Below are 15,020 nucleotides of genomic sequence, written 5' to 3' on the forward strand. Positions count from 1 at the left end.
ACTACCCGTACTACGCTACGCTGCCGGCCGAACAGGCCGGTCCATCATCACGGCCGACGCCGGCTCAGGCGCGCTTGCGGCGGCTGCGGTAGGTATCCAGCACCACCGCCACCACGATCACCGCGCCGGTGATCATGCGTTTGGTCGGCTCGTTCGCGCCAATCTGCGCGAGCCCCGCGGCCAGCACGGAAATAATCAGCACGCCAAAAAACGTGCTGATTACGGAACCGCGCCCGCCCATCAGGCTCGTGCCGCCGATCACCACCGCCGCGATCACCTGCAGCTCCACGCCCACGCCCGCATTCGGGTCGGCCGCCTCCAGACGCGAAATCTGGAACAGCGCGGCGAGCCCCGCGAACGCGCCCATCAGCGCGAACACGATGACCTTGTAGGGCCGCGGATTGACGCCCGCGAGCCGCACCGCTTCCTCGTTCGTGCCGATGCCGACCAGATAGCGGCCGAACACCGTGCGCGTGAGCACCAGTTGCGCGACCACCATCACCGCCACCGCGATCAGGAAGGCCGGCGAAATACCCAGCGCGATCGGGTTGGACAGAAAGTCGAACGCGTCGCCGATGTAGGCGGTGCGCGAGTTCGTCATCTGATACGCCATGCCGCGCGCCGCTTCGAGCACCCCGAGCGAGACGATGAACGACGGAATCCGCCAGCCCACCGTCACCGCGCCGGTGATCGTGCCGGTCAGCGCCGAAGCCGCGACGCCGAGCAGCGCGGACGGCAACGGCCCCCAGCCCCACTTGAGCGCGGCCACGCTCACCACCGACGCCCCCAGCGCCAGCACCGAGCCCACCGACAAATCGATTCCGGCGATGATCAGCACGAAAGTCATGCCCACCGACATCACCACCAGATCGGGGATCTGATTGGCGATCGTGCTGAACGTGTCGTAGGTCAGAAAGTGCGAACTCAGCAGCGAGAACAGCACGATCATGGCCAGCAACGCACCCGCCAGACCCAGGTAATTCGAAAACCCGAGCCGCGTGCCAGCCGGTTTGCCGCTCGCAAGCGGCGCCGACGGATCGGCCGGCGGCGTCACGGTCCCGCCCGGCTTCTCGTCCGATCCTTCCGGCGACGATTGATCGTTCATGACAGACTCCCTGCTTCACTGGTGTCGGGGTCGTGCAGCAATGCCTCGCGGCTGCGATAGCCGGCAAACGCCGCCGCCAGCAACGCATCCTGCGACCAGCCATCGCGCTCGAACACCCCGGTCAGACTGCCCGCGGACATCACGCCGATCCGGTCGCAGATCAGCATCAGCTCGCGCAGGTCGCTCGACACCACGACGAGCGCGCGTCCTTCACGGGCCAGCGCACCCATCAAGCCATAAATATCGAACTTCGCGCCGACATCGATGCCGCGCGTGGGTTCGTCGAATAACAGTACGCGGCAATCGCGCGCCAGCCAGCGGCCGATCACGACCTTCTGCTGGTTGCCGCCCGACAGCTCGCCGACAATCTGCCCCGGCCCCGAACTGCGAATCCGCATCGCGTCGATCTGCTTCTGCGCGAGCGCGTTTTCGCGCTTCGCGTCGACTATGCCGTGACGCGCCACGCGACCGATATTGCCGAGCGACACGTTGGCCGCGATCGGTTGCGGCAGCAGCAGGCCTTCGCCTTTGCGGTCTTCGGTGATCAGCGCGATCCCGGCGCGCACCGCGTCCGAGGGCGAGCCGATCTGCACCGGCACGGGCGGCGTGCCCGGCGTCGGCGCAAGCAGCACCGTGCCGCTGTCCTTCTGATCGGCGCCGTAAATCAGCCGCATCAGTTCGGTGCGGCCCGCGCCGATCAGGCCGCTGATGCCAAAAATCTCGCCCGCGCGCACTTCGAACGACACCTCGCGCACCACCTTGCCGCGCGTGAGCCGGTCTACTTTCAGGAGCGGCTTGCCGATGTTGCGCACCCCAAGATCGATCCGCTCGCCGAGCTCACGGCCCACCATCCACATGACGATCTGGTCGCTCGTCAGGTTGGCCATCGCGTCCACGTGCACCAGCCGGCCGTCGCGCAATACGGCGATCTGCTCGGCCACCCGCGCCAGCTCCTCGAGCCGGTGCGAGATATAGACCAGCGCCACGCCGCGCGACTTCAGGCGGTCGATCTGCTCGAACAGCAGGTCGACTTCGCGCGCGGTCAGCATCGCGGTCGGCTCGTCGAGGATCAGCACCCGGCAGTCGTCGATCAGATTGCGCGCGATCTCCACCATCTGCTGATGACCGATGCCCAGCTCGCCGACCAGCGTATCGGGGTCGATCGCGTCGAGGCCGACCTGGGCCATCGCCTCGCGCGCATCCTCGCGCAACTTGCGCCGGTCGATCCAGCCGAAGCTGAACGCGCCCACCCGCGGCAAGCGGTTCAGGAACAGGTTTTCGGCCACCGACAACGTCGGCAGCAGATTCAACTCCTGCATCACCATGCGCACGCCGAGCGCTTCCGCCTCGGTGCGGCTCGCCGGCGCGTACGATGCGCCGCCGAGTTGCATCGTGCCGGTAGTCGGGTCGACCAGTCCGCCGATAATTTTCGAGAGCGTGCTCTTGCCCGCGCCGTTTTCACCAGTCAGTGCCAATACCTCGCCGGCGCGCAGCGACAGCGACACGTCGGCGAGTACCGGTTCGGCATAGGTCTTGCCGATGCCGCTGACACTCAGAACGGCAGGCAAGGCATCGTGGTCGGTCGAATCCATTGCAATCCTGGTTCCGTGGCGGATACCGCGGTCTCATGGCGCCTTCACGAACGAGGCCGCCGCCAACCGCCACGTGTCATGCCGGCCAATGCGCGGAATGCGCTGGCTCACGGCCACGCACGCTCCCCGTCGCGCGGCCACCGTCATGACGCTTACCTCTGGATTTAACGGCGGCGCTGCAGGTTTCTTGAGCGTTTATTGAATTGACGCGGGTCCACGGCGATGAGGCATGCGTCACGCATTGAGCGTGCCTCGAATGACGTCGTCGCGAACCCGCGCGGTCGGGCCTGCTGCGATGCCCGAAGGGTGAGACCCGGCTGCTTGCGTTCGCCTGCTGACATGCCGGGCCGGCCGGTGCGGCTTGCCGGGGGCGCGCTTATTTCGTGATCAGATCACACGGCGTTTCGACCACGCCGGACAACTGCGACTGTTTCTTGTGCTCGCTCAACGCCTTCAACGCGGTATCGATACCGAACACGGCCTGCTTGGCGGCGTACTGATCCGCCGTGGCGAGCACGCGGCCGTCCTTCAGCATCGGCTTGATCGCGTTGATGTTGTCGTAGCCGACCACCAGCACCTTGCCCTGCTTGCCGGCCGCGCGCACCGCCGAGACTGCGCCGATCGCCATGTTGTCGTTGCCGGCGAGCAGCGCCTTCAGGTTCGGGTACTCGTTGAGCATGGCAGCGGCGACCGCGTTGCCCTTGTCGATTTCCCATTCGCCCGACTGCACCGAGACGACTTTCGCGCCGACGGTCTGCATCGCGTCCTTGAAGCCCGCGGTACGCTGCTGCGCGTTGGTGGTGGTCGAGACGCCTTCGATGATGCCGACTTCGTCGCCCGACTTGAGTTTTTTGGCCAGGTAATCACCGACCTTCTGCGCGCCCTTGCGGTTATCCGGACCCACGAACGGCACGTTCAGGTCTTTCGACTTGAGCACGTCCGGATCGAGCCGGTTGTCGATATTCACGACGATGATGCCCGCATCCACCGCTTTCTTGACGACCGGCACCAGCGCCTTCGAATCGGCCGGCGCCAGCACGATCACGTCGACCTTCGACACGATCATCTGCTCGACGATGCGGATCTGGTTGGCGGTATCGGTTTCGTCCTTGATGCCGTTGGTGATCAGGTCGAACTGCGAGGAGTTGTGCTTCTGATAGTCCTTCGCGCCGGTTTCCATGGTGAGGAAGAACTCGTTGGCGAGGGACTTCATCACCAACGCGACCCTCGGCTTATGGGCCGGCGTGCTCTGCGCGTAGGCGGAAGAAAAGGGCAAGGCGGCGGTTGCGGTGGCGAGAACTGCAGCCGTCAGGATGCGGCGGCGAATGCGTTGGCTCATGCACATCTCCAGGGTCTGGCGGGCTCGAGGCGAGCCGTATTTTTAGTGTCGCGCGCAAACGTTTGCGAGGCCCATTCTCAGCGTTGCCCAGGCGCATTGTCAACGATTCGCGGTGTTGCAGTGCGTCGGCGCACGGAGTGTGCGTCGACGCGCTGCGGCCACTCGATTCGTGCCGGTAAGCTGGGTCGGCGCGCCGGCGGGCAACATGTGGCAAGGGTCCTTCGCGCGGTCCGTGCGCGGCGGTTTTTTGCCGCCGGTTGCAAGGTCAGCGACCGGCGGGCCGCCTATGCTGGACTTTTATTGCGCACGGTGCAAGCGCGGAGACTACGAAGAAAGCACAACGTAAGCCCGTTGCACAACCGGATCAGAGCCACCCGGCCTTACGGAAGCGCCAGAACAGCACGACGTCGACCGCGAACATGACCGCGATACAGATCGGATAACCGTATTTGTAGTGCAGTTCGGGAATGCTCTGGAAATTCATCCCGTAGATGCCGGCGATCATGGTCGGCACGGCAAACAGTGCGGCGAACGAGCCGAGCCGCTTGGTCACTTCGCTTTCGGCGAGGGAAATCATGCCGAGGTTGACCTGCACCGCGGTGACGACCATTTCGCGCCGGCCGTCGATGATCCGCACGATCCGCTCGAGATGGTCGTAGACATCGCGGAAGTAAGCCTGCATGCCCGCACAGACGCTCGGAATGCGACCGCCCGTGAGTTTGCCGACGGCTTCCTGCAACGGCGCGATATGGTGATGCAGGATCACGAGGCGCCGTTTCAACGAGTACAGGTCTTCGATGATCGCGCGCGAGGCCGCCGAGTTGTTATGTTCGAAGATACGGTCTTCGAGCGCCTCGATCTCGGTGTTCATGGCCTCGATGATCGGGAAATAGCGATCCACGATGTCGTCGGCGAGCGCGTACAGCACGAAGGCCGAGCCCTCCTTGAGCAAGCCCGGCTCGCGCTCGCAACGCGCGCGTACGTTCTGAAAGCCCGCGCGCGTGCCGCGGCGCACCGACAGCACATAATTTTTCCCGACGAACACGTCGACCTCGCCGATCAGCAACTCGCTGTCTTCGTCCATTTCGACCGTGTGCATGACGGCGAAAAGCGACTCGCCGTATTCCTCGATCTTGGGACGCTGGTGACCGTTCTGGGCATCTTCGATGGCGAGTTCGTGCAGACCGAACTCGTGTTTCATCACCGCCAGTTCGCCCGGCCCCGGATCTTTCAGCGCGACCCAGACGAAACATTCAGGCCGCGCCACGTAGTCGCTGATGCTATCGATATCGATGTCAGCCAGCTTACGGCCGTCCTGATAGGCGGCACAATTGATCAGCATGTTGGATTACCTTGAAAACGGAACAGACCGGGCTTGCTCATGGCCCTGAAGGCCGCCGGATCTGCATGGACGAATAGAGGCCAGCCGCCATGTTACGGGCTCCGCGTGACCGTCATGTATCCAATTGTTAAATGACACGAGGCCCGCTGCGTCCCGCTACTGGGCAACCCTGCGCAGCGCAATCCGGTGATCGTCGCCGAAAACGATCGATGCGCGGTTCGTGTAGCGCGTATCGGCCGTGACCGTGAAAGGCATTTCGACCACCGGATCGAACTGCGTCGACACACCGATGCGATGCACACCCGGACTCAGATAAAACACCACGTGCTCGCCGTTCATCAGATCGGTGACCTGCTCGCCGTCCACATAGACGAGCGCATCCCGAAAGCGCACGATCACGTCGCGCGAGCGTTCGCGCCGCACGTCGACGGCCACCAGCCCTGTGCCAGGCTCGGTGTAGCCGGGTTGCACGATGCGTGCCGCGGGCACCGGCTTGAACGGAACGGGCTCGGCCGGCGCGGCAGCGCAGCCGGCAAGCACCGCCACGGCCAGCGTCAGCAGCGCGGCCCGGCAGTGGTCATAGAGGCGTGTTGGCATGTTGTTCCCCTTCTTTATTGTTGGTCACGGTCCTGTGCTCGGCGATGCTTTGCCATGCCGACGGCCCCCGCTGATCCGTTGGCATCGATCATAGCAACGCGCGAGCATTGCGCCAGCCTGGCCGAACGGCTAACCGGCCGATCCGCCAGCTCCCCTTGCACGGCGTCGCGTTCTTCTTCATGATCGCTGCAAAGGGCGCCGCCGTGGACAGCTTGCCCTGCGGACTTACCCTCGGTCGCGTTTCAAGGAGACTGCTATGTGGTATTTCACCTGGATTCTTGGCATCGGCGTGGCGTTGGGCTTCGGCATCATCAATGTCATGTGGCTGGAAGCAGGTGGCAAGTTCGCCCGTGACCCGCAACGCGCCGTCGCTGCGTCCGCGCGGCCGGACGACACGTCGTCGTGACTTGCCTGGTGTTCTTTTGCGGTCATGCGGGCACGGGCAAAACCACGCTCGCTAAAAAACTGCTCGGGCCGCTCATGCGCGCGAGCGCCGCGCCTTTCTGTCTGCTCGACAAAGACACGCTCTACGGCGGCTACAGCGCGGCCGCGATGTCCATGCTGACGGGCGACCCAAACGACCGCGACAGCCCACTGTTCCTCGAACATCTGCGCGACCCGGAATATCGCGGCCTGCTGGACACCGCGCGTGACAATCTCGAGCTCGGCGTCAACGCGCTGGTGGTCGCGCCGCTGTCGCGCGAAGTGCGCGAGCGGCGTCTGTTCGATCATGAATGGCTGGGTGTGGGCGACGAGGTGAAATTGCGCGTCGTGTGGGTTCACATCGCCGAAGAGACGGCACGGACGCGGATCGTCGAACGCGGCGATCCCAACGATGCCTACAAGCTCGCCCATTGGAACGAATACCGGCAGCGCCGCTTCGTGCCAGACGGCGAGATGAGTGTCGATCTGCTGATGTTCGACAACACCGCGCCTACAGCGTCGGATTACGAGGCGCTGCTCGCACGCCTTGTCGGCGAACCCTACGGGGCGGCGTCGATGCAGCCGCCGCTGCCGGTGTAGAGCGCGCGCGAATGGGATCCCCTGCCCTCGAGTAGAAACGGAAACGCCCCGCAAAAGCGGGGCGTTTCTTCGGGACATTGCCCCACGCTCTGTACGGAAGCGGTCCTCTCTAACCGCCCTGTCGCACGGCCCTCGGTTTTGTATCGCTGAAGCGCGCCTTACACCGTCGCCATCGCGTCCAGCGTCTCGCCTTCATACAACTGACCGAAGCGGTTCGCCAGGAAGTCGCGCAACGACACCTGCTCCTGACGCACGAAACCGCTTTGCGGCAACTTCTGTTCGCGGAACAGATCGAGCACCGCGCACATCGCGCCGGCCGTGGTGATCTGGATCGCGCTCATCGGCACACCGCACACGGTCTTGGCGAAAATCTTGCGGGTGAAGACTTCCTGCACGAGTTGGCCGTCGCGCATGCCGCTGACCGTGATGAACACCAGCACGACGTCCTGTGCGGTAGACGGCACCGACCGGCGCATGATGTTCTTCAGCGTATCGCGGTCGCTGGCAAGGCGCAGGTCTTCGAGCAGGAACTGCATCAGATTGCGGTGGCCCGGATAGCGCACCGACTTGTAATCGAGCGATTCGACGCGGCCCGAGAGGGTTTCACACAACGTGCCGAGACCACCGGAAGTATTGAAGGCTTCGTACTCGGTGCCGTCGAGCGAAAAGTGTTCGAGGCCTTCGAGCGGCTGCACCCACTGCGTGCGGCTGTCGCGAATCGCTTCGCACGGCTGGCAGTATTCGTTGATGAGACCGTCCACGCTCCACGTCAGGTTGTACTTCAGCGCATTGGTCGGGAACTCGGGCAATGCGCCGACGCGCATCTTGACGTCGCGGATCTCCGTGAAGCGGTTCGCCAGTTCGTGCGCGGCAATCCCGATGAAGCCCGGCGCGAGGCCGCATTGCGGCATGAAAGCATGCTCGGCGTCGTCGGCGATGGCGCGGATCGCGGCGGTGGCGCGCACGTCTTCGGTCAGATCGAAGTAATGCACGCCCGCGCCTTTTGCCGCGGACGCCACGTTCACGGCGAGGTAATACGGTAGCGCGTTGACGAGCGCGTCGAAGCCCTGCACGGCGGCGCGCAACGCGGCGGCATCGGCGGAATCGACGCGGCGGGTCGGGATGCCTTGAGCGGCGAGTTTGTCGAGCGCGTGCTGGTCGCGGTCGAAGGCGACGACGTCGTAATCGCCGGTTTCGCGCAACATGTGGGCGATGGTGTGACCGATCAAACCTGCACCAACGATGGCTACTTTCATGCGCTTCTCCTGATCGACCGGCGCTGGCGTTCTAAAGCGAACTCCGGTCTATTCTCTGTGCTGTCTCCAGCTTGGAAAGTGCACGGCGCACAAGGCGCCGCGCCCGGCGGGCTGAACCCATGGGCAACAGTTTAGGGAGAAGCAAAATCAGTTCATACGCGCAAAATGCTGCGCTTTGACTATCAGTTTCGACGTTATGACGAAGTATTCAGTCAATATGTCGAAATGGTGTTAACACGGTCTGAAGAGCATGTCCCTCCTTCGAGGTCAACAGAGCGACAGCACTCAACTCATAACCGCGCCGCGGCCGCGCATCGACGGATGAAATCGGATCGTCGAACGCCGAGATTGCAAACTAATCCGACGAACCGTGGGCTAAGCACCGTGGTGCCGGCAATCAATTTACCTTCGTCGGCGCAACACACTTAAAAAATTCCGCTGGCAGATTCAGCCTTTTGAATACTTCGGCGGCGTTCTTCTCGTCCAGTTGTGTTGTGCTCGCAAATTGCGTCAATGTCTGTGAGGCTTGGGGTGCGAAACAGAATGACTCATTGCTTTCATCGTAAGCCAGCACACGCCATACTGTCGTTTTAATTCGCTTTCCATAGCTAGTCGGGAAGATCACAAGTGGAAACGCACTTTTTTCGATAGTAACGATTAGTGGGCGATTAAATCCGACACATTGATCATCGTGGAAATCGCCAAGCCCCACATGGGAAAACTGTATCGGCGTCAAATAGTCCGTGTCAGCCTTGTAGATCAGGACGTCACACTGACCGGATCGCAGTGCATGGCTGTCCGCATTACCGTTGAGAACAGGCAGTAGCCAAGCTTGGTTCTGACCGGATGTAAACGAGAGGATATCGCTCGTAGCAACATTAAATGCCTGGTTGCCACCACGGTTTGTATACAGGACGCTGATCGATTGTTCAATCAGATCACTAATCTCAAGCCGATCGTGTTTGACCGCCGGCCCTTCTGCCCACGTGACCGTCGAAGAAGCCGCTAGAAGAGTGAGAGCTAGCAAAGCAAGTCGAATTTTCATACCGGGTTTTCAGGCTCGGGACGTTGAGGTGTGTAATCCACGGTGACCGTGGTTGTCACATCACCGTGGTGTGGGTTAAAAGTCGCAGCTTGCGCCGTGTTCACGTCGTCGCTCAGAAAACGCGCAGTGTAATGCGCGTAGCCTTCGGGTTATATACGCTCGACGGGCTCTTGTAGTCGAATGTGCGCGTGGTCAGCAATGCGCTTTGCAGCGTGCGCGTGCCCGACCATTGTGTGATCGCATCGTTTTCGCTATTCGTACCCGCGCGATAGAACTGCAATGGCGCCAGAGCATCGAAGTTCGACAGGTTATCTGTGATGACCAGCGAATGCGATATACCGTCCTGCGCCTGCTGCCAGAAACCGTACAGACCTTCCTCTTCCAGCAGCCGGTGCACGAAGTTCCAGTCGTACTCGTCCTGCCGGCAATATGAACGAGTCGGTAGCGGCTTGGCCAGCGCAAACCGGAACCGCCCTTGCGCCTCGGGATGCGCATTGAATACATCGCTGACGATGTCGTCGACACTCACGTCCTGCCAGATACGCTGATCGCGTCGGAACTTGAGAAAATGCATCCACGATGCAAAACCGATCTGATAGCTCGTCAGTGCGCTATCGCTGCCAAGCCGACGCGCGGTATGCACGAAGCCGTTATGCGGCAGATAAGATTTGTCGGACTGCTGGATCCAAAGCGTGACGGGTTGCGCGATCAGCTTTTTGAGTTCGATGTCAGTCGATGTCGACACGACGTCGACCGTGAATTCAAAATGTCGCCCGACGCGTGAATTGCCCATCGCCCGCAGGGGTGTGAGAACGTCGCTACCCAACGGCGTGTCAAGCGTCAACAATCTGTCGTGCTGCGCGAGTCCGCCCGTGATGGCCGAGACCATATCCTGCGCCCCCATATGCCCTCTTCTTGTTTCGTGGTCTGATGAATGAGCCCGATTCTACAAGATTTAAGCAATTAATCTGGTCAGCGAATTTTGAGAAAAACATTCGGAATAACCTATATGCGGATCGCATTTTTAAATCTGGTATTTGTTACAAAACTATCCAGATTTTTTAGCGCGTTCAGAAGCAGAAACGGGTCAGTCCAATTTCAATTAATCGGTTATTTTTTGTTTTTTTGTAACCTGCTCCAATTCGAAAGTCTGAAAATGACTGTCGTTACCGAAAATCGTGGCTGCGTTTACTCCAGAAAAAAGATACAGCCGTCTTTATGCCCTTTCGATGAATCTAAAGCGTCGTCATTCGACGAAACCGGGCACATCCTCATCAGCAGGCTTTTATCCGAGCAACGTCGGCGACGCTCTGTGATATCGACTACCCGAAACCACCCGAACCAAGCCCCCCCGACGTCCCCAATTCAGGCGTCACCGTTCACTGCCATCATCCCGCGTCGACGCAAAGCCCAGTTGGTTAATCGCCCATCGATATACTCGAAACGTGCAGCAGGCCGCAAGCCGGCCAAGCCAACGACAAACCGCATCGCACCATGTCTGTCCAAATAGCGCCTGCCACCGAAATTATTAAACGCAGATATCGTCGCAATGCAATGCTACAGGACCGCATAGACAAGCCTCACACCATCCCCCGATCGATCTTGCGCGCAAGAATGATCGAAGTCGTCGTGCGCTCCACGCCTTCGAGTCCGCCGATCTCGTCGAGCAGATCGTTCAACCGGTCAGGCGAGTCCGCACGCAGCCATGCAACGTAGTCGAACTCACCGCTCACCGCGCACAGCAACTGCACCTCGGGCATCTTGCCCAGGCGCTTTTGCACGGCCGCGCCATGCCTGGGCGCGATGATGATCCCGACGTACGCCACGATGCTCGAATCGAGCACGTCCTGCCCGAGCCGCACGCTATAGCCGGCGATCACATTGCTGCGCTCCAGCCGCGCGATTCGCGCGATCACGGTGGTGCGCGCCACATCGAGCTGGCGCGCGAGATTGGCCACGCTCTCGCGCGCGTTGGCTTGCAAAAGCGCAACGAGGTTGCGGTCGAGGTCGTCGAGTTGATCGAGGCGCGGAGGTCTCATGGGAGCGAAGGAAGTAGGTCAGCGATGGAGCGGATTATCGCGCGTCTTGCATGCGAGGCGACAGCCTGTTCGACAGGCTCACGGCTAACGTTCACCTCATGCGCCAAACCGGCCGATCACGAAATCGATAAAGCTCGTGAGCTTGGGCGTAGCGCGTCGATCGCGTGGATAGATCAGATTCACGGGCGCGCCGTCGGGCAAATAGTCGTCCAGCACGGATACCAGTTCGCCGCGGGCGATCTCTCTGGCAAGCAACGCCTCCGGCTGCAGCACCAGACCGAACCCACGCAGTGCGGCGACCTTCAGCGCCTGGCCGTTGTTCGCGCGGAATCGTCCGGCGCGCAAATGGTTTTCATCGGCGGTCTCGCCGTCCAGGCGCCACAAACCTTCGCGGCCCCAATGCAAAAAACCGAGACACTCGTGATGCACGAGATCGGCCGGCGTGCGCGGCGTGCCGACGCGCGCCAGATACGCGGGCGACGCACAGGCGCGCATGCGGTAAGGTTTGAGCGGCCTCGCCACGAAACTCGAATCCGGCAGATGACCGATGCGCACCGATGCATCGAAGCCCTCTTCCACCAGATCGATCACGCGATTCGACAGATCGAGTTCGAGGCTCACGTCCGGCCAGTCCGTCAGGTAGTCGGTCATCGCGGGCGCGAAGACTTCGACGCCATAAGTCAACGGCACCGTCACCTTGAGCACGCCGCGCGGTGTGGCCGCCATCGCTTCGGCAAGCGACTCGGCATCTCTTACGTCGGCGAGAATGCGTCTGCATTGCTCGTAGTACTGTCGGCCGATCTCGGTCAGACTTTGCCGACGCGTCGTGCGCGTGAGCAGCCTCGTGGCGAGACGCGTTTCAAGCGAACGGATATGCTTGCCGACCATCGCCGACGAAATGTCGTAGCGCTCGGCCGCCGCCGTCAGGCTGCCCGCCTCGACCACCGCGACGAAGATTTCCATGCTGACGAATTTGTCCACCCGCTATTTCCTGTTCGTTTCGGTTGTAAGCGTTTGTCGCACAGCGACCGCATTGTAGGGATAACGTGATACTAATAGCGGCGACGGTAAAGTGAGCAGTCGGCCGGCGTGCGTCATCATGACAGGCGCATGACGGGCCGCTCGCCCGCGAGCCTTGTCCCAATTCGAATAGACATCAGGAGTTTCGATGAAAAAAGCACTGGTAATGCTGGCCACCGCAGTCGCCATGAGCGGCGCATTCGCACAAGCTTCCGCACCGGCGCCGATGGCCGCCGCGTCGGCGCCCGCCGCCAAGGGCCATGAGCGCAATGTCGAAGACCGCATCGCCTACCTGCACTCGCAACTGAAGATCACGTCCGCGCAGGAAACCCAATGGAATGCGTTCGCCGACGTCATGCGCAACAACGGCGAGACGATGGGTCAACTGTTCCAGCAACGCCGCGCGGCCGGCAACGTGTCGGCGCTCGACGACATGAAGCAGTACGCCACGATCGCCCAGGCGCATGCCGACGGCATGAAGAAGCTGGTCGATGCATTCGATCCGCTGTATGGCAGCTTCTCGCCGGAACAGAAGAAGCTGGCCGACGTCACTTTCCATCAGCCGGGTGGCCCCAACGGCCCGGGGCATCACGGTAAAGGCAAGGGCAAGGGCGGCCGCGCTCCCGCTGCCCCGGCAAGCGACGCTGCTGCCCAGTAAGTCACAGTAAGCATCAAGATTCGGGCAGGCAGTCGTAAGCATGCGTTGGCACGCGGCGCGGACGGTTCGCGCCGCGTTGCCATCCCTTGCAAAAGAGAGCGGTCACCCGATGCATCTGGCATGATGCGGGTCATCAGCGGCCCGGCGAGCTTTTGTCCGGGTGCCGCCGTCTCTCCCTTCACCCTGCCCGCTTCATGACCCAACTGAACAATCTCGATCTGACTCAAGACGCCGACGCCCGCCGTGTCGTAAAAGACGAAACGGTCCGCGTGGAATTTGCCGCGGTCCAGGGCGAGCTGATGAGTCTCGAAGGCCCGAACCGCTATCTGCCAGGCGACGCGTTGATTACCGGCTCGACCGGCGACCAGTGGGTCGTCTCGCGCGAGCGCTTCGATGCCAAATATGTTCCCGCCGACCTCGCCGTCTCACACGGCGAACCCGGTGCGTATCGCAATCGCCCCGCCGTCGTACTGGCCAGACAGATGCATGAAGCGTTTTCGCTCGCCCGTTCGGCAAACGGCGGCGACGTGTTGCGCGGCGCCGCCGGCGACTGGATCATGCAGTACGCGCCAGGCGACTACGGCGTCGTGCAGGCCGCGCGCTTCGCGAAGGTATATCGCCTCGCCGACTGAGGCAACTCAGCAGCTCAGGCAACCAGCCCGGCCACGCCGCAGCTCTCTCAGGCGAACTCGTCGCCGAGATCCACCGTCATCTCGCGCGGCACGGCCTCGCCATTCGCGTACTGCTCTTCGAGCGAGCCGATGCTCGCCTCGACATACGCGTGCAGCACCGCGAAACTGCGGCCGCGCAGTCGCGCCGGCAAGGCGCGATAACGCGCCAACGCCGCCGGCGCAATCACCACGGTCATCACGATACGGCGCGCGGACGCGCCGAAACGCATCGCTACCCAGTGAATCGCCAGCGTCGGCGTGCCGTCCTCGGCCGCGCGCTGGATGAACTGCGTCTGCTCGGGAAACAGATCGCTGATGACGCGCGCCAACTCCTCGAACTCGGGATTGGCGCAGTCGTATTGGTAATCTTCCATGAGGGAGTGCCGAAAGAAGGGTTCTGACGTAGAGCGCAAACGTCGGCCGGGCGGATGAAACGGCCGACGCTTTAACGCGAGCGGCCCGATTATGCTGCCAACGCCGGGCGTCGGAAGCTTCGGACCAGCAGGCCGACGACGATCAGTGCGCCCAACGCATACACGCCGTCCACGGCGGCGAGCGGCACCAGTTGCGCCTGGAACAGCGCGGCGGGCACATCCACCAGCGCGTGCAACGCGATCGCGAGCGGCAGGATACCGCGCCAGCCCGCCCGCACACCGCGCCACATCACCACCGACAAACCGATCTGGAACACCAGCGCGGCCACCCGTTCGAGCGCGAAGATGCCAGCGGTCTGCGGCGTGAGGCTGGCGAGGATCAGGTGGATACGCATCACCGAATCGGTCGGCAGATTGCTGAGATAGCCGTCCAGTTGGCCACGGTTTTCGAAGACCGCGAACAGCAGCCATTGAATCTGCACCAGTACGCCGACCAGCCAGGCCTCGGCGCCGCCGTGGCCGAGGCCATAGGTCAGCGCGGTGCCGTCGTCGACACGTTGCGTGAGCGCCGTGCCCGTGGCAGCCGCAGATCTGGCGAGCTTGCGCTTGAGCAGCAGGCGCATACCGATGAAGCGCCCCACTTCTTCGCAGATGCCCGCCGCCAGCGCGCCGTAAATGACGAAGGCGAGCGGATTGGACAGAAAGGTGGCGGTGGCTTCGTTCCGATGCAGCACGTAGTCGTTCAAGGCGCGCTCGATCACCATCGCGAACAACGCGAACACGGCAATGCCGGTGATGGCGTCGCGCGGATTCAGCGCGAGCCGCCTACGCAGACGGCGGTAAATCAGAAAAGGTAAGGCAGCGACCAACAGCGTCGCGAGGGCGAGGCTCGACAGGGTAAGCGGTGCAACAACCATGAGTTTCCTTGCGATGACCGGCGCGCACCCGCTGCGCGCCGC

General features: G+C 62.2%; 15 protein-coding genes and 1 pseudogene. 4 read left to right on the plus strand and 12 right to left on the minus strand.

Translation table 11 applies throughout. From position 1 onward, the window contains the following. Positions 1 to 64 precede the first annotated feature (64 nt). From FQ705_RS06355 to FQ705_RS06375, 5 genes are all read right to left on the minus strand, one after another. Positions 65 to 1,105: an ABC transporter permease gene (locus FQ705_RS06355; RefSeq protein WP_144138559.1), complete on the minus strand. Its 1,041-nt coding sequence runs from the start codon at positions 1,103 to 1,105 to the stop codon at positions 65 to 67. Beyond that, positions 1,102 to 2,697 carry a sugar ABC transporter ATP-binding protein gene (locus tag FQ705_RS06360; RefSeq protein WP_144138560.1) on the minus strand — a complete coding sequence of 532 codons (1,596 nt, stop codon included), beginning with the start codon at positions 2,695 to 2,697 and terminating at the stop codon, positions 1,102 to 1,104. The genes FQ705_RS06355 and FQ705_RS06360 overlap by 4 nt, the downstream gene beginning before the upstream one ends. A 376-nt stretch (positions 2,698 to 3,073) precedes the next feature. Next, entirely contained in the window at positions 3,074 to 4,036 is a 963-nt protein-coding gene (locus tag FQ705_RS06365; RefSeq protein WP_144138561.1) for a sugar ABC transporter substrate-binding protein, read from the minus strand. Positions 4,037 to 4,400: 364 nt separating this feature from the next. Beyond that, positions 4,401 to 5,378, minus strand: a complete 978-nt coding sequence (gene corA, locus FQ705_RS06370) for a magnesium/cobalt transporter CorA (RefSeq protein WP_144138562.1) — start codon at positions 5,376 to 5,378, stop codon at positions 4,401 to 4,403. A gap of 156 nt (positions 5,379 to 5,534) precedes the next feature. Continuing rightward, positions 5,535 to 5,975: a hypothetical protein gene (locus FQ705_RS06375; RefSeq protein WP_144138563.1), complete on the minus strand. Its 441-nt coding sequence runs from the start codon at positions 5,973 to 5,975 to the stop codon at positions 5,535 to 5,537. Positions 5,976 to 6,231: 256 nt separating this feature from the next. Between FQ705_RS06375 and cydX the strand changes: the two genes are divergently transcribed. Both cydX and FQ705_RS06385 read left to right on the plus strand, forming a co-directional pair. Further along, entirely contained in the window at positions 6,232 to 6,381 is a 150-nt protein-coding gene (gene cydX / locus FQ705_RS06380) for a cytochrome bd-I oxidase subunit CydX (protein WP_144138564.1), read from the plus strand. Further along, positions 6,378 to 6,998 carry an AAA family ATPase gene (locus FQ705_RS06385; protein ID WP_144138565.1) on the plus strand — a complete coding sequence of 207 codons (621 nt, stop codon included), beginning with the start codon at positions 6,378 to 6,380 and terminating at the stop codon, positions 6,996 to 6,998. The genes cydX and FQ705_RS06385 overlap by 4 nt, the downstream gene beginning before the upstream one ends. 158 nt (positions 6,999 to 7,156) lie before the next feature. Here FQ705_RS06385 and FQ705_RS06390 read toward each other — a convergent pair whose 3' ends face one another. The 5 genes and pseudogenes from FQ705_RS06390 to FQ705_RS06410 form a co-directional block, all read right to left on the minus strand. Beyond that, the gene (locus tag FQ705_RS06390; protein ID WP_144138566.1) at positions 7,157 to 8,254 is read right to left on the minus strand and encodes a saccharopine dehydrogenase family protein; all 1,098 of its coding nucleotides are present in this window, start codon (positions 8,252 to 8,254) and stop codon (positions 7,157 to 7,159) included. Positions 8,255 to 8,651: 397 nt separating this feature from the next. Further along, the gene (locus tag FQ705_RS06395; RefSeq protein WP_144138567.1) at positions 8,652 to 9,299 is read right to left on the minus strand and encodes a hypothetical protein; all 648 of its coding nucleotides are present in this window, start codon (positions 9,297 to 9,299) and stop codon (positions 8,652 to 8,654) included. Between the two features lie 130 nt (positions 9,300 to 9,429). Beyond that, positions 9,430 to 10,203, minus strand: a pseudogene (locus FQ705_RS06400) (type VI secretion system Vgr family protein); the annotation flags it as partial. Between the two features lie 676 nt (positions 10,204 to 10,879). Next, complete coding sequence (locus FQ705_RS06405; RefSeq protein ID WP_144138569.1) at positions 10,880 to 11,338, minus strand: Lrp/AsnC family transcriptional regulator; 459 nt, start codon at positions 11,336 to 11,338, stop codon at positions 10,880 to 10,882. A gap of 96 nt (positions 11,339 to 11,434) precedes the next feature. Further along, positions 11,435 to 12,319: a LysR family transcriptional regulator gene (locus FQ705_RS06410; RefSeq protein WP_144138570.1), complete on the minus strand. Its 885-nt coding sequence runs from the start codon at positions 12,317 to 12,319 to the stop codon at positions 11,435 to 11,437. A gap of 187 nt (positions 12,320 to 12,506) precedes the next feature. Here FQ705_RS06410 and FQ705_RS06415 point away from each other — a divergent pair, with 187 nt between their 5' ends. Together FQ705_RS06415 and FQ705_RS06420 are read left to right on the plus strand one after the other, a co-directional pair. Then, a complete protein-coding gene (locus FQ705_RS06415) occupies positions 12,507 to 13,016 on the plus strand; it encodes a Spy/CpxP family protein refolding chaperone (RefSeq protein ID WP_144138571.1) in 510 nt (169 codons plus the stop codon). A gap of 194 nt (positions 13,017 to 13,210) precedes the next feature. Continuing rightward, entirely contained in the window at positions 13,211 to 13,648 is a 438-nt protein-coding gene (locus FQ705_RS06420; protein WP_144138572.1) for a PGDYG domain-containing protein, read from the plus strand. 47 nt (positions 13,649 to 13,695) lie between these two features. Here the strand turns inward: FQ705_RS06420 and FQ705_RS06425 are convergent, their stop codons facing one another. Together FQ705_RS06425 and FQ705_RS06430 are read right to left on the minus strand one after the other, a co-directional pair. Beyond that, the gene (locus tag FQ705_RS06425) at positions 13,696 to 14,061 is read right to left on the minus strand and encodes a DUF3022 domain-containing protein (protein WP_144138573.1); all 366 of its coding nucleotides are present in this window, start codon (positions 14,059 to 14,061) and stop codon (positions 13,696 to 13,698) included. An 89-nt stretch (positions 14,062 to 14,150) separates the two neighbouring features. Next, positions 14,151 to 14,978, minus strand: coding sequence for a YhfC family intramembrane metalloprotease (locus FQ705_RS06430; RefSeq protein ID WP_144138574.1), 828 nt, complete (start codon positions 14,976 to 14,978; stop codon positions 14,151 to 14,153). Positions 14,979 to 15,020 lie beyond the last annotated feature (42 nt).

This window comes from Paraburkholderia sp. BCC1884, from assembly GCF_900996225.1.
In the GTDB taxonomy this organism is placed as follows: Bacteria; Pseudomonadota; Gammaproteobacteria; order Burkholderiales; family Burkholderiaceae; genus Paraburkholderia.

Bases quoted from the DNA above. Each gene is read 5' to 3' on its own strand.
- FQ705_RS06355 (WP_144138559.1), bottom strand. From the start codon at position 1,105: ATGAACGATCAATCGTCGCCGGAAGGATCGGACGAGAAGCCGGGCGGG.
- FQ705_RS06360 (WP_144138560.1), bottom strand. From the start codon at position 2,697: ATGGATTCGACCGACCACGATGCCTTGCCTGCCGTTCTGAGTGTCAGC.
- FQ705_RS06365 (WP_144138561.1), bottom strand. From the start codon at position 4,036: ATGAGCCAACGCATTCGCCGCCGCATCCTGACGGCTGCAGTTCTCGCC.
- corA (WP_144138562.1), bottom strand. From the start codon at position 5,378: ATGCTGATCAATTGTGCCGCCTATCAGGACGGCCGTAAGCTGGCTGAC.
- FQ705_RS06375 (WP_144138563.1), bottom strand. From the start codon at position 5,975: ATGCCAACACGCCTCTATGACCACTGCCGGGCCGCGCTGCTGACGCTG.
- cydX (WP_144138564.1), top strand. From the start codon at position 6,232: ATGTGGTATTTCACCTGGATTCTTGGCATCGGCGTGGCGTTGGGCTTC.
- FQ705_RS06390 (WP_144138566.1), bottom strand. From the start codon at position 8,254: ATGAAAGTAGCCATCGTTGGTGCAGGTTTGATCGGTCACACCATCGCC.
- FQ705_RS06395 (WP_144138567.1), bottom strand. From the start codon at position 9,299: ATGAAAATTCGACTTGCTTTGCTAGCTCTCACTCTTCTAGCGGCTTCT.
- FQ705_RS06405 (WP_144138569.1), bottom strand. From the start codon at position 11,338: ATGAGACCTCCGCGCCTCGATCAACTCGACGACCTCGACCGCAACCTC.
- FQ705_RS06415 (WP_144138571.1), top strand. From the start codon at position 12,507: ATGAAAAAAGCACTGGTAATGCTGGCCACCGCAGTCGCCATGAGCGGC.
- FQ705_RS06420 (WP_144138572.1), top strand. From the start codon at position 13,211: ATGACCCAACTGAACAATCTCGATCTGACTCAAGACGCCGACGCCCGC.
- FQ705_RS06425 (WP_144138573.1), bottom strand. From the start codon at position 14,061: ATGGAAGATTACCAATACGACTGCGCCAATCCCGAGTTCGAGGAGTTG.
- FQ705_RS06430 (WP_144138574.1), bottom strand. From the start codon at position 14,978: ATGGTTGTTGCACCGCTTACCCTGTCGAGCCTCGCCCTCGCGACGCTG.